Annotated in this window: 11 protein-coding genes; 7 read left to right on the forward strand and 4 right to left on the reverse strand. The window is 73.7% G+C overall.

Annotation, left to right across the window (positions count from 1 at the left end):
- Positions 1-94: 94 nt before the first annotated feature.
- The 4 genes from ACIBQZ_RS37155 to ACIBQZ_RS37170 all read right to left on the reverse strand — a co-directional run bounded on the left by ACIBQZ_RS37155 (position 95) and on the right by ACIBQZ_RS37170 (position 5,283).
- On the reverse strand, positions 95-2,377 hold the full coding sequence (locus ACIBQZ_RS37155) for a glycoside hydrolase family 3 N-terminal domain-containing protein (RefSeq protein ID WP_396093584.1): 2,283 nt from the start codon (positions 2,375-2,377) through the stop codon (positions 95-97).
- 326 nt (positions 2,378-2,703) lie between these two features.
- Positions 2,704-3,186 carry a hypothetical protein gene (locus ACIBQZ_RS37160; RefSeq protein WP_396093585.1) on the reverse strand — a complete coding sequence of 161 codons (483 nt, stop codon included), beginning with the start codon at positions 3,184-3,186 and terminating at the stop codon, positions 2,704-2,706.
- Between the two features lie 876 nt (positions 3,187-4,062).
- Positions 4,063-4,569, reverse strand: coding sequence for a maleylpyruvate isomerase family mycothiol-dependent enzyme (locus ACIBQZ_RS37165; RefSeq protein ID WP_396093586.1), 507 nt, complete (start codon positions 4,567-4,569; stop codon positions 4,063-4,065).
- A 21-nt stretch (positions 4,570-4,590) separates the two neighbouring features.
- Positions 4,591-5,283 (reverse strand): SDR family NAD(P)-dependent oxidoreductase, encoded by a 693-nt coding sequence (locus ACIBQZ_RS37170; RefSeq protein WP_396093587.1) that lies wholly within the window; start codon positions 5,281-5,283, stop codon positions 4,591-4,593.
- Positions 5,284-5,384: 101 nt separating this feature from the next.
- Here ACIBQZ_RS37170 and ACIBQZ_RS37175 point away from each other — a divergent pair, with 101 nt between their 5' ends.
- The 7 genes from ACIBQZ_RS37175 to argF all read left to right on the forward strand — a co-directional run bounded on the left by ACIBQZ_RS37175 (position 5,385) and on the right by argF (position 12,151).
- A complete protein-coding gene (locus tag ACIBQZ_RS37175) occupies positions 5,385-6,227 on the forward strand; it encodes a helix-turn-helix transcriptional regulator (protein ID WP_396093588.1) in 843 nt (280 codons plus the stop codon).
- 9 nt (positions 6,228-6,236) lie between these two features.
- Positions 6,237-6,941 (forward strand): GAP family protein, encoded by a 705-nt coding sequence (locus ACIBQZ_RS37180; RefSeq protein ID WP_396093589.1) that lies wholly within the window; start codon positions 6,237-6,239, stop codon positions 6,939-6,941.
- A 75-nt stretch (positions 6,942-7,016) separates the two neighbouring features.
- Positions 7,017-8,018: an N-acetyl-gamma-glutamyl-phosphate reductase gene (gene argC / locus ACIBQZ_RS37185; RefSeq protein WP_396093590.1), complete on the forward strand. Its 1,002-nt coding sequence runs from the start codon at positions 7,017-7,019 to the stop codon at positions 8,016-8,018.
- Positions 8,015-9,187, forward strand: coding sequence for a bifunctional glutamate N-acetyltransferase/amino-acid acetyltransferase ArgJ (gene argJ, locus ACIBQZ_RS37190; RefSeq protein ID WP_396093591.1), 1,173 nt, complete (start codon positions 8,015-8,017; stop codon positions 9,185-9,187). The genes argC and argJ overlap by 4 nt, the downstream gene beginning before the upstream one ends.
- Positions 9,184-10,074, forward strand: coding sequence for an acetylglutamate kinase (argB, locus tag ACIBQZ_RS37195; RefSeq protein WP_396093592.1), 891 nt, complete (start codon positions 9,184-9,186; stop codon positions 10,072-10,074). Before argJ ends, argB begins: the two co-directional genes overlap by 4 nt.
- Positions 10,071-11,228 (forward strand): acetylornithine transaminase, encoded by a 1,158-nt coding sequence (locus tag ACIBQZ_RS37200; protein WP_396093593.1) that lies wholly within the window; start codon positions 10,071-10,073, stop codon positions 11,226-11,228. The genes argB and ACIBQZ_RS37200 overlap by 4 nt, the downstream gene beginning before the upstream one ends.
- Complete coding sequence (argF, locus tag ACIBQZ_RS37205; RefSeq protein WP_396093594.1) at positions 11,225-12,151, forward strand: ornithine carbamoyltransferase; 927 nt, start codon at positions 11,225-11,227, stop codon at positions 12,149-12,151. Before ACIBQZ_RS37200 ends, argF begins: the two co-directional genes overlap by 4 nt.
- Positions 12,152-12,483 lie beyond the last annotated feature (332 nt).

Below are 12,483 nucleotides of genomic sequence, written 5' to 3' on the forward strand. Positions count from 1 at the left end.
GCCGGTCCAGCCGGAACGCGCACAGGTTCGCCGGCGCGCCCTGCGGCTGGCGGAACAGCGCCGCCCGGGCCCGGTCGGGCGCCGCCCGCAGCGCTCAGCCGATCCGGAACCGGGCGCTGAGCAGGCTCGCCGGCCGCGAGTCCGGGCCCACCAGCAGGTCGAACTCGCCGGGCTCGACGACCCGGCGGGCGTCGGCGGTGACCAGCGAACAGTCCGCCGCGGGCACCGCCAGCTCGACCGTGACGCTCTCGCCCGCCGGCACCAGCACCTGCCGGTACGCCTTCAGCTCGCGGCCCGCCCAGGTGACGCTGGTGACCAGGTCGCTGATGTAGACCTGGACGGTCTCCAGCGCCGGGCGGCTGCCGGTGTTGGTCAGCCGGACGGTGGCCCGTACCGTGCCGTCGGCCGCCACCTCGGGCTGCGCGACGGTCAGGCCGGAGTACTCGATCGTGGTGTAGCTCAGGCCCTCGCCGAAGGCGAACAGCGGGTCCTGGGTCAGGTCGGCGTAGCGGGTGCCGTGCTGGCCGCGGATCTGGTTGTAGTAGACCGGCTGCTGGCCGACGTGCCGGGCGGCCGAGATCGGCAGCCGGCCGGTCGGCTCCACCAGCCCGAGCAGCAGCTCCGCCAGCGCTCGCCCGCCGCGCATGCCCGGGTTGAACGCCTGCACGATGGCCGCCGACGCCAGCGCGGACGGCGGCAGCGCGGTCGGCTTGGAGTTCAGCAGCACCAGGATCACCGGGGTGGCGGTGGCGGCGAGCGCGTCCAGCAGCGCGATCTGGCCGCCCTGCAGCTCCAGCGTCGCGGTGGACCGGCTCTCGCCGGTGAGCGCGACGGTGTCACCGACCACCACGACCGCGTAGTCGGCGGCCCGCGCGGCGGCCACCGCCTCGGCGATCATGGCGGGGTCGGCGGTGGCCGGCTCGGAGATCGGCGGCCGCGGCTGGCCGTCCGGGTAGGTCGCGCCGGCCGGGTCCGGCACCAGCCGCTCGATCTCGGCGCCGAGCGCGGTGGTGATGGTCCAGCCGGCCGGGGCGACGGCCCGGAAGCCGTCCAGCACGGTCTCGATCAGCTCGCGCGGCTGGCCGTCGGGCATCCAGTCGACCTGGCCGGAGGCGCCGGCCCAGTCGCCGAGCTGGGACTGCGGCGCGTCCGCGTTCGGGCCGATGACGGCGACGGTCCGCGGCGTGCCGGGGTCCGCGGCGCGGCCGTCCGGGCCCGCGACCAGGCCGCCGGCCAGCGGCAGGGTGCCGTCGTTGCGCAGCAGCACCAGCGACCGGCGGGCGATCTCCAGGTTGAGCGCGGCGTGTTCGGCGTGCCCGATCACCGCGGCCTGCCGCTCGGCGTCGGGGGCGCGCGGGTTCTCGAACAGGCCCAGCTCGAACTTGAGCCGCAGGATCCGCCGGACCGCGGCGTCGATCTCCGACTCGGCGATCCGGCCCTGCTCGACGGCGGTCTGCGCGCCCTCGAAGAAGCCGGGCGTGGTCATCACCAGGTCGTTGCCGGCCCGGACCGCCTGCGCGGCGGCGTCGACCAGGTCGGCGCACACCTTCTGCTCCCAGACCATCCGGCCGACGTTGTCCCAGTCGGTGACCAGCGTGCCGGTGAAGCCCCACTCCTGCTTGAGCACGTCGTTGAGCAGCCACCGGTTGAGCGTGATCGGCACCCCGTCCATCGACTGGTAGCCGAGCATGAAGGTGGCGCAGCCCTCCCGTGCCACCCGCTCGAACGGCGGCAGGAACCAGGAGCGCAGCTTGCGCGGGCTCAGGTCGGCCTCGCTGGCGTCGCGCCCGCCCTGGGTCTCGGAGTAGCCGGCGAAGTGCTTGGCCGAGGCCAGGATCGCGGTCGGGTCGGTCAGCCCGTCGCCCTGGTAGCCGCGGACCATCGCGGCGCCCAGCTCGCCGATCAGGAACGGGTCCTCGCCGAAGGTCTCGTCCAGCCGGCCCCAGCGCAGGTCCCGCGCGATGCACAGCACGGGGGAGAAGGTCCAGTGGATGCCGGTGGCGGAGACCTCGATCGCGGTCACCCGGGCGACCCGCTCGACCAGCGCGGCGTCCCAGCTGGCGGCCATGGCGAGCTGGGTGGGGAAGACCGTGGCGCCGGGCCAGAAGCCGTGGCCGTGGATGCAGTCCTCGGCGGTGATCAGCGGGATGCCCAGCCGGGTGTTCGCGGCCAGGTCGATGGCCTCCAGCATGCGCTGCGGCGAGGCGTGCAGGATCGAGCCGGCCAGCCGGGTGTCCACCGCGTCCTTGAGGTTCCCGCGCGCGTCGAGCTGCAGCATCTGCCCGACCTTCTCGGCCAGCGTCATGCGGCCCAGCAGGTCGTCGACGCGCTGCTCCACGGCGAGCGAGGGATCACGGTACTTCTCCGCAGCGGCCACGAGAATTTCCTCCGGAACGTCACACATCGGCAAGCGTCCGGAAGTGTCGCACAGCCCGGAACCGGTACCGGAGCCCGCAGGGGTCGGATCTTTGGTCAATGAGTACCGGAACCGACGCGAACATGAGCGAATCTGTGCGTTCGGGCCTCGCGGGCGGGCCCGCTGTCCGGTATCAGCTGTCCGGCATCAGCTGTCCGGGTCGCTGCTGTCCACGCTGGGCGCCTCGATGCCGATAGCGTCGACGGCCTCGGCGGTCTCGCGGATGCGGAGCAGATCCTCGTCAGCCATGGTGATCAGCCTTGCTCGCCGCGCCGGGCCGCCCACCGTCAGTATCCCGGGCAGATCCGCGCGCGCACGACGGCGAGGATGCGGGCCGCCTTGGCCTCGCCGAACCCGTCCGGGTGCCCGGGGGCGGTGAACCGCTGCTCGGTCTCCTGCACGAGTGCGGCCTGGTCGCCGGGCCGCTCCTTGATGCTCGCGCACTGCAGAAGGCCGCGGTCGACGAGCGTGCGGAGGTCGCCGTCACCGACGACGGCCGGGTCGATCCGGCGCAGGTCGGCGACGTAGGCCTCCGCGGTGGCCCGGTCCGGCGGGGGGAGGGCGCCGGGCGGCGGTGCCCCGGGCGGCGGCAGTGCCCCGGGTGGCGGCAGTGCCCCGGGCGGCGGCGCCCCGGGCGGGGGTGGGCCGCCGGGCGGGGGCGGGGCGCCTGGGGGTGGTGCGGCGTCGGTTGGGGGTGTGGAGCCGCAGCCGCCGCTCGTGAGCGCGGCCAGGATCAGCCCGGTGACCAGGATGTGACGTGCTGCCCCCACGGCGGTGCCTCCCATGGACGGTGGTGATTGCGGCAACGGTAGCGAGCGGCCTGTGCCGCCCGCCGGACCGGCCGTGCGGGACCTGCGCCGTGTCCCGGCGGGGCGCCTTGCGGTCGTCTTGGCGCCGTGTCGACTCCGCCGGGGCGGGGATCTACCGCGGCTTGCGCGGGTCCCCGGTTGCGCCGAGCCCTGCTTCCAGCGGCCTGGGCTTGCGCGGCTGGGCTTGCGCGGCTGGGCTTGCGCGGTTGGGCTTGCGCGGTTGGGCTTGCGCGGCACTCGCTCTCGCGGTCTGGGCTTGCGCGGTTGGGCTTGCGCGGCACTCGCTCTCGCGGTCTGGGCTTGCGCGGCCGGGCTTGCGCGGCACCCGCTCTCGCGGCCTCTGCACTGCGGCCCGCCGGCGTCGATCGTGGAGAGTTGCGATTCGCCCGACTTTCGCCATTTTTGGATCACGGTCCCCCCTTGATCCAGCCCGTTGCCGGGGTTCATCCGGTATGCGGGATTGGCGGTCGTGGAGGTTGAGGGGTTCATCTCAGGAGGAAAGGGGCGCGAGTTGTGGACCTTGTAGCGGTGGGGTGTAGCTGGAACGTTTTAGCTCATCAAGATCTGCGGGAAGGCTGCCGCTGAGGGTTGCGACGGCGATGAATGGCGAACGCCGACCGGTTCGCTCCGCACCGTTCCGTCGCAAGATTGCGCGTGAACACCCTGCGAGCGGGTGCTGGAGGGGCGAAGGGTGGTTTGTCCTGACGTCGAGTCCGCATGGTGGAACTTGAGCCTGCGGGCTGAGGCGATGGCCCAGGAACGACCGCGACCCGGGCCGGCGGTCGGCGGCCGGCGGTCGGCGGTCACGCTCATGAAGGTGCCCGCGTCCCCGCCCGGCTAGCTGTAGGCGAGTCTTTCGGCGCGCTGGGTGTGCATCGGCTCGGGCAGGTCCAGTTCCGTGAACGTCTTCGGCCAGTCTGCGCCGGTGTAGCCGATGCCCAGGTCGACGTGGTGCAGCTCCAGCTCGACCAGCCGCCGCAGCAGCACCTGCGACTTCGGGAACGGTGGCAGGCCGGGCACGGTCACCTCGGCCTGCCACTGGTCGGCCGGCAGCGCGATCGCCGTTGCCCGCAGCGCCGCGGCGGCCGAGGCCAGGTCGGCGACCAGGTCCGCCGCCGAGCGGGTGGCGCCCGCGGTGATGCCGGCGTCCCGTGACTCCTGGCTCGCGTACGCGGGCTGGTCGAGCAGGACGTTGCGCAGGGCGTTGGCGCCGCGGGCCAGGTGGGTCAGCACGTGGCCGCGGGTCCAGCCGGGCAGTCGCGACGGCTGCCGGACGTCGTCGTCCGTCAATCGGGCGGCGGCGGCCAGCAGCCGGTCGGTCGCATCGTCGATGTCGGAGAACATGCTCCTACCCTAGTGAAGGGCTCACCAGGGCAGGGTGCCCGCCGCGTCCGCGTACGTGCCGGTGGGGCCGTCCGGGCCGAGCCGGGCCATCCGGACGATGATCTCCGCGCCCTGCGCGACGGTCTGGTGGCCCTGGTGGCCGTTCAGGTCGGTGGCGGTGTAGCCCGGATCGACGCAGTTGATCCGCATGGCCTGGTACGCCTGCGCGTACCGGACCGTGAGCATGTTCACCGCCGACTTCGACGACCCGTAGGCCAGCGCCGGCACCCGGGACTCCAGTGCCGCCGGGTCGGTGGAGCGGTGGATCGAGCCGAGCCCGCTGCTGACGTTCACCACGACCGGCGCCGGCGACTTCTCCAGCAGCGGCAGGAACGCGTGCATCATCCGGACCACGCCGAACACGTTGGTCTCGAACAGGTCCCGCATGATCGGCCCGGTGACCTCGCCGACGGCGGTGACCGGCCCGGCGATGGCGGCGTTGTTGACCAGCACGTCCAGGCCGCCGGCGGCCGCCACGGTCTCGGCGGCCGCGGCCACCGAGGCGTCGTCGGTGATGTCGAGGAGCAGCGGGGTGGCGCCCAGCTGCTCGGCGGCGGCCCGGCCCCGTTCGGGGTCGCGGCTGCCCAGGTAGACGGTGTGCCCGGCGGCGACGAGGCGGCGGGCGGTCTCGAAGCCGAGGCCCTTGTTCGCCCCGGTGATCAATGTCGTTGTCATGTCCCCAATCTGGGCGCCCCCGGCCCGCGCAGGCAGTCGTCCGGTCTTCCTGGGACCAGCGATACCAGGCTGCCGCGGCCCGGGCGGCGCAGACTGGGGTCATGACGACGGCGGAGTTCGGGCAGGCGATGCGGCGCTGGCGGGACCGGGTCACCCCGGCCGCGGCCGGGCTGCCCTCCAGCGGTCACCGCCGTGCGGCGGGCCTGCGCCGGGAGGAGCTGGCGCTGCTGGCCGGCATCTCGGTGGACTACGTGACCCGCCTCGAACAGGGCCGCGCCACGGCGCCGTCCGGGCAGGTCGTCGAGGCGCTGGCCCGCGCGCTGCGGCTGAGTGCCGGGGAGCGGGAGCACCTGTTCACCCTCGCCGGGCTGGCCGCGCCCGGCCGGGGCACCGTGCCCACCCACATCACGCCCGGTGTGCAGCGCCTGCTCGACCGGCTGACCGGCGCGGCGGTGTCGGTGCACGACGCGGCCTGGAACATCATCGTGGCCAACCCGCTGTGGGCGGCGCTGCTGCTCGACCCCGGCGGGCTGCGCGGCTTCGCCCGTAACGTGGCCTGGCGGCACTTCTTCGACCCGTTCGGCGTGATCGAGCAGACCCCGGAGCAGGAGCACGCGTTCGGCGTCGCGATCGTGGCGGACCTGCGTGCGGCCAGCGCGCGCTATCCGGCGGACCTGCAGCTGCGGGAGCTCATCGCCGCGCTGCGCCGCAGCGAGCGCTTCGCCGCGTTCTGGGAAAGCGGGGAGATCGCCCCGCACGACGCGGGCCGCAAGCTGGTCCACCACCCGCAGGTCGGCACGATGGAGCTGGACTGCGACGTGCTGACGGTGCCGGGCAGCGACCTGCGCATCGTGGCGTACACGGCCGAGCCGGGCACGGAGGCGGCGGACCGGCTGGCGCTGCTGGCGGTGGTGGGGCAGCAGAGCTTCGCCGATCACGCCTAGAGTCGGTGCGTGGACGCGACCCTGCTCGCCGCGCTCGCGGTGCTGGCCCTGGTCGACAGCACGAGCGTCGGGACCCTGCTCATTCCGCTGTGGATGCTGCTCGAGCCGAAGCTGCGGGTCCGCCAGTTCCTCGCCTATCTCGGCACGGTCGCGGGCTTCTACTTCGTGGTCGGGCTGGTGCTGATGACCGGCGCGGGCTCGGTGCGGGGCCTGCTCGACGGCAACCGGGTCGTCGGCTGGGTCCAGCTGGTGCTCGGCGTGGGGCTCTTCCTGCTCAGCTTCCGGTTCGAGCCCAAGCGGGTACGCCGCCGGCGGGCCCGGCGCGGCGGGATGGATCCGGCGACACGCTGGCGCGCCCGGCTGTCCACCGCCGAGGGGTCCTCGCGGGCGATGGTCGGGCTCGGGGTCGCCGCGGCCGGCATCGAGGTGCTGTCGATGGTGCCGTACCTGGCGGCGGTCGGCCTGCTGACCGCGGCGGAGATCGCCGCGCCGTTGCGAGTGGCGCTGCTCACCGGGTACGTGGTGGTGATGGTGCTGCCCGCGCTGGTGCTGCTCGGCGTGCGCACCGCCCTGGGCAGCCGGATCGAGAGGCCGTTGCAGCTGGTCAGCGCCTGGATGGGCCGGCACCTGGACGGCGCGCTGGGCTGGGTGCTGGCGATCATCGGGGTGCTGCTGGCCCGGGACGCGGTCTTCCGGCTCGACCTGATCGGGTGACCGCATAACCATTCGAGGTTGCCGCATGGCTATGCGAATTGATACCGTCTCCTGCATAGTCATGCGGAGGTAAGTATGGGAATCAGGATCGCTGTCGCCGGGGCGAGTGGGTACGCCGGGGGCGAGCTGCTGCGCCTGATCGCCGGGCACCCCGAGCTGGACCTTGTCGCCGCCACCGCGCACACCCAGGCGGGCACGCCGGTGGCCGCCGTACACCCGCAGCTCACCGGCCTGGACCTGGTCCTCGGCGCGACCGACCCGGCCGGCCTGGCCGACGCCGATCTGGTCTTCCTGGCGCTGCCGCACGGGCAGTCGGCGGCGCTCGCCGCCCAGCTGCCCGCCGGGGTCAAGATCGTCGATCTGGGCGCCGACTTCCGCCTGCACGACGCCGATGCCTGGGGCCGCTACTACGGCGGCACGCACGCCGGCACCTGGACCTACGGCCTGCCGGAGCTCCCGGGGCACCGGGCCGCCATCGCCGCCAGCGACCGGGTGGCCAACACCGGCTGCTACGCGGCCACCATCGCACTGGCCCTGGCCCCGCTGATCGCCGCCGGGGTCGCCGACCCCGCCGACGTCGTGGTGGTCGCCTCCTCGGGCACCTCCGGGGCCGGCCGGTCCGCCTCGGTGCAGCTGCTGGCCAGCGAAGTGATGGGGGACCTGTCGCCGTACAAGGTGGGTGCGCACCAGCACGTGCCCGAGATCAAGCAGGCCACCGGCGCGACCTCGCTGTCGATGACCCCGGTGCTCGCCCCGATGCCGCGCGGCATCCTGGCGACGGTGACCGCCCGGCCGCTGGGCGACGCCGATCCGCGCGCGGTGCTCCAGGCGGCCTACGCCGACGAACCGTTCGTGCACGTCCTGCCCGCCGGCAGCTGGCCGCACACCGCGGCCACCGCCGGGTCCAACTCCTGTCACCTGCAGGCCACCCTCGACGTCGACTCCGGCCGGATCGTCGTCGTCAGTGCCCTGGACAACCTCGGCAAGGGCGCCGCGGGCCAGGCCGTGCAATGCGCCAACCTCATGCTCGGCCTGCCGGAAACAGCGGGCCTCTCGGCGTTCGGAGTAGCACCGTGACCGTCACCACTCCCAAGGGCTTCCGGGCCGGCGGCGTCGCCGCCGGGCTCAAGACCGGCGGCGGGCCGGATGTCGCGGTCGTCGTCAACGACGGCCCCGACGCCACCGTGGCCGGCGTGTTCACCGCCAACCGGGTCAAGGCCGCGCCCGTCATGTGGAGCCAGCAGGTGCTCAAGGGCGGTGTGCTGCGGGCGGTCGTGCTCAACTCCGGCGGCGCCAACGCCTGCACCGGCACCCAGGGCTTCCGCGACACCCACGCCACCGCCGAGCACACCGCTGCCGCGCTGCGCACCGGGCCCAAGCCGCTGCTGGTCGGCGCCGGCGACATCGCGGTCTGCTCGACCGGCCTGATCGGCGAGCTGCTGCCGATGGACAAGCTGCTGCCCGGGGTGACCGCCGCGGTCAAGGCGCTGCGCACCGACGGCGGGCCGGCCGCGGCGGAGGCGATCATGACCACCGACACGGTGGCCAAGAACGCGGTCGCGCGGGGCCACGGCTGGTCGGTCGGCGGCATGGCCAAGGGCGCCGGCATGCTCGCCCCCGCGCTGGCCACCATGCTGGTCGTGCTCACCACCGACGCGGTGGCGGGCTCCGAGGCGCTGGACACCGCGCTGCGCGAGGCCACCCGGCTGACCTTCGACCGGATCGACGCCGACGGCTGCATGTCCACCAACGACACCGTGCTGTTGCTGGCCAGCGGCGCCTCCGACGTGCAGCCGACCCAGGAAGAGCTGACCGCCGCGGTCACGGCCGTCTGCGACGACCTGGCCCGCCAGCTCATCAACGACGCCGAGGGCGCCACCAAGCACATCGCCATCGAGGTGCTGGGTGCGGCGAGCGAGGCCGACGCGGTCGAGGTCGGCCGTACGGTGGCCCGCAACAACCTGGTCAAGACGGCGCTGTTCGGCAACGACCCGAACTGGGGGCGGATCCTCGCCGCGGTCGGCACCACCGCCGCCGCGTTCGTGCCGGACCGGATCGACGTCGCGGTCAACGGCGTGTGGGTGTGCCGGGGCGGGGCCGCCGCCGAGGACCGGTCCAAGGTGGACCTGAAGGGCCGGGACGTCACCATCACCGTGCACCTGCACGAGGGCGAGATGTCCGCGACGATCCGCACCACCGACCTGTCCCACGCGTACGTGCACGAGAATTCGGCGTACTCCTCGTGAACGCCTCCGACAAGGCCGCGATCCTGATCGAGACCCTGCCCTGGCTGGAACGCTTCCACGGCACCACCGTCGTGATCAAGTACGGCGGCAACGCGATGGTCGACCCGGAGCTCAAGCGGGCCTTCGCCGCGGACATGGTGTTCCTCCGGTACGCCGGCATCAAGCCGGTCGTGGTGCACGGCGGCGGCCCGCAGATCTCCTCGATGCTGGGCCGGCTGGGCATCACGAGCGAGTTCCGTGGCGGCCTGCGGGTCACTACCGGCGAGGCGATGGACGTGGTCCGGATGGTGCTGGTCGGCCAGGTCGGCCGCGAGCTGGTCGGCCTGATCAACGAGCACGGCCCGTTCGCCGTGGGTCTGTCCGGTGAGGACGCCCGGCTGTTCACCGCCGTGCGCCGGCCCGCGGTCGTCGACGGCCGGCCGGTCGACATCGGACTCGTCGGCGACGTCGCGCGGGTCGACACCTCGGCGGTGGACGACCTGATCGCCGCCGGGCGGATCCCGGTGGTCGCCTCGGTGGCGCCGGATGCCGACGGCGTGGTGCACAACGTCAACGCCGACACCGCCGCGTCCGCGCTGGCCGTGGCGCTCGGCGCCCGCAAGCTGGTCGTGCTCACCGACGTGCCCGGCCTCTACACCAACTGGCCCGACACCTCCTCGCTCACCTCGCGAATCGGCAGCGACGAGCTGGAGAAGCTGCTGCCCGGCCTCCAGTCCGGCATGGTGCCGAAGATGGAGGCGTGCCTGCGGGCGGTGCAGGGTGGCGTCCCGGCCGCGCACGTGGTCGACGGCCGCGTCCCGCACTCGACGCTGCTCGAAGTCTTCACCTCGGAAGGATCCGGCACGATGGTCGTGAGCGCAGCGAAGCAGCAGGAGAGCCCCTCATGACGACGTTTTCCGACCGCTGGTCGCAGAGCATGATGAACAACTACGGCACGCCGTCGCTCGGCCTGATCAGCGGCTCCGGCGCCGTCGTGGTCGGCGAGGACGGCAAGTCCTACGTCGACCTGCTCGGCGGCATCGCGGTCAACGCCCTCGGCCACGCCCACCCGGCCATCGTCGCCGCGGTCTCCCAGCAGGTCGCCACGCTGGGGCACGTCTCCAACCTGTTCATCGCCGAGCCGCCGCTGGCCCTGGCCGAGCTGCTGCTGGCGCTGGCCGGCCGCCCCGGCAGGGTCATCTTCAGCAATTCCGGCGCCGAGGCGAACGAGGCCGCGTTCAAGCTCTCCCGGCTCACCGGCCGGACCCACGTGGTCGCCGCCGAGGGCGGCTTCCACGGCCGCACGATGGGCGCGCTCGCGCTGACCGGCCAGCCCGGCAAGCGGGAGCCGTTCCGGCCGCTGCCGGGCGAGGTCACGCACATCCCGTACGGCGATGTCGAGGCCCTGCGCGCGGCCGTCACCGGGGCGACCGCCATGGTCATCCTCGAGCCGATCCAGGGCGAGATGGGCGTGGTCGTGCCGCCGCCCGGTTACCTGGCCGCGGCCCGGGAGATCTGCACCGCGGCCGGCGCCCTGCTGGTGCTCGACGAGGTGCAGACCGGCATCGGGCGCACCGGGCACTGGTTCCACCACCAGAGCGAGGGCGTCGAACCGGACGTCGTCACGCTGGCCAAGGGGCTCGGCGGCGGGCTGCCGCTGGGCGCGTGCATCGCCTTCGGTGCGGCCGCCGACCTGTTCCAGCCCGGCTCGCACGGCACCACCTTCGGCGGGAACCCGGTCAGCTGCGCGGCCGGGCTGGCGGTGATCCGCACCATCGCCGGTGCGGGCCTGCTGGACCACGTCAAGCGGGTCGGCGAGCTGATCCGTCGCGGCGTCGAGGGCCTCGGCCATCCGGCGATCGCCGGGGTGCGCGGCGCCGGGCTGCTGCTCGGCATCGTGCTGACCGAGCCGATCGCCGCCGACCTGGCCGCCCGGCTGCGCGAGGCGGGCTTCCTGGTCAACCCGATCCAGCCGGACGTGCTCCGGCTCGCCCCGCCGTTGATCCTCACCACCGACCAGGCCGAGGCGTTCGTGACCGCGCTCGGCGAGGTGCTCCCATGACCCGGCACTTCCTGCGTGACGACGACCTGTCCCCGGCCGAGCAGGCCGAGGTGCTCGACCTGGCCGCGGCGATGAAGGAGGACCGGTTCGGCTACCGGCCGCTGGACGGCCCGCGGTCGGTCGCGGTCTTCTTCGACAAGGTCAGCCTGCGCACCCGGCTGTCGTTCGAGACCGGCATCCCCGAGCTGGGCGGCAACGCGATCGTGGTGGACACCCAGGCGACCCACTTCGGCCGCGGCGAGTCGTTGCTGGACGCCGGCCGGGTCGTTTCCCGGTACGTGGCCGCGATCGTGTTCCGCACCTCCGGCGACGAGCGGCTCGCCGAGCTGGCCTCGGACGTGCACGTGCCGGTGGTCAACGCGCTGACCGACGGCTTCCACCCGTGCCAGCTGCTGGCCGACCTGCAGACGATCCGCGAGCGGCTGGGCGGCACCGCCGGGCGCACCCTGACCTATGTGGGCGATGCCGCCAACAACATGGCCCACTCGTACCTGCTGGCCGGCGCGACTGCGGGCCTGCACGTGCGGGTGGCCGGCCCGGAGGGCTTCGACCCCGATCCGGCGGTGGTGGCACGCGCCGCCGAGATAGCCGCCGGCGCCGGTGGCTCGGTCGCCGTGCTGCGCGACCCACGGGAGGCGGCCGCCGGCGCGGACGTGCTGGCCACCGACGCGTGGACGTCGATGGGCATGGAGTCCGACGGGATCGACCGGCACACGCCGTTCCGGCCGTACCAGATCAACAAGGAGCTGCTCGCCGCCGCCGCGCCCGGCGCGATCGTGCTGCACTGCCTGCCGGCGCACCGCGGCGAGGAGATCACCGACGAGGTGATGGACGGCGCCCAGAGCGCGGTCTTCGACCAGGCCGAGAACCGCCTGCACGCCCAGAAGGCGCTGCTGGCCTGGTTGCTGGGCCGGCCGTCATGACCGCCTGCACCGAGCGGCACTCAGCCGCACCGCGCCGCGGCCTCGCCGGCGAGGGCCGGAAGGGCATGACAGAGGTGGCTCCGTCATGACCGCCTGCACCGAGCGGCACTCAGCCGCACCGCGCCGCGGCCTCGCCGGCGAGGGCCGGAAGGGCATGACAGAGGTGGCTCCGTCATGACCGCCTGCACCGAGCGGCACTCAGCCGCACCGCGCCGCGGCCTCGCCGGCGAGGGCCAGAAGGGCATGACAGAGGTGGCTCCGTCATGACCGCCTGCACCGAGCGGCACTCAGCCGCACCGCGCCGCGGCCTCGCCGGCGAGGGCCAGAAGGGC

Origin of the sequence: Actinoplanes sp. NPDC049599, assembly GCF_044465625.1 — a bacterium.
Classification (GTDB): Bacteria; Actinomycetota; Actinomycetes; order Mycobacteriales; family Micromonosporaceae; genus Actinoplanes.

Coding starts and splice junctions, on each gene's coding strand:
- argF (WP_396093594.1), top strand. CDS start 11,225: ATGACCCGGCACTTCCTGCGTGACGACGACCTGTCCCCGGCCGAGCAG.
- ACIBQZ_RS37165 (WP_396093586.1), bottom strand. CDS start 4,569: ATGTTCTCCGACATCGACGATGCGACCGACCGGCTGCTGGCCGCCGCC.
- ACIBQZ_RS37175 (WP_396093588.1), top strand. CDS start 5,385: ATGACGACGGCGGAGTTCGGGCAGGCGATGCGGCGCTGGCGGGACCGG.
- ACIBQZ_RS37200 (WP_396093593.1), top strand. CDS start 10,071: ATGACGACGTTTTCCGACCGCTGGTCGCAGAGCATGATGAACAACTAC.
- ACIBQZ_RS37170 (WP_396093587.1), bottom strand. CDS start 5,283: ATGACAACGACATTGATCACCGGGGCGAACAAGGGCCTCGGCTTCGAG.
- argC (WP_396093590.1), top strand. CDS start 7,017: ATGGGAATCAGGATCGCTGTCGCCGGGGCGAGTGGGTACGCCGGGGGC.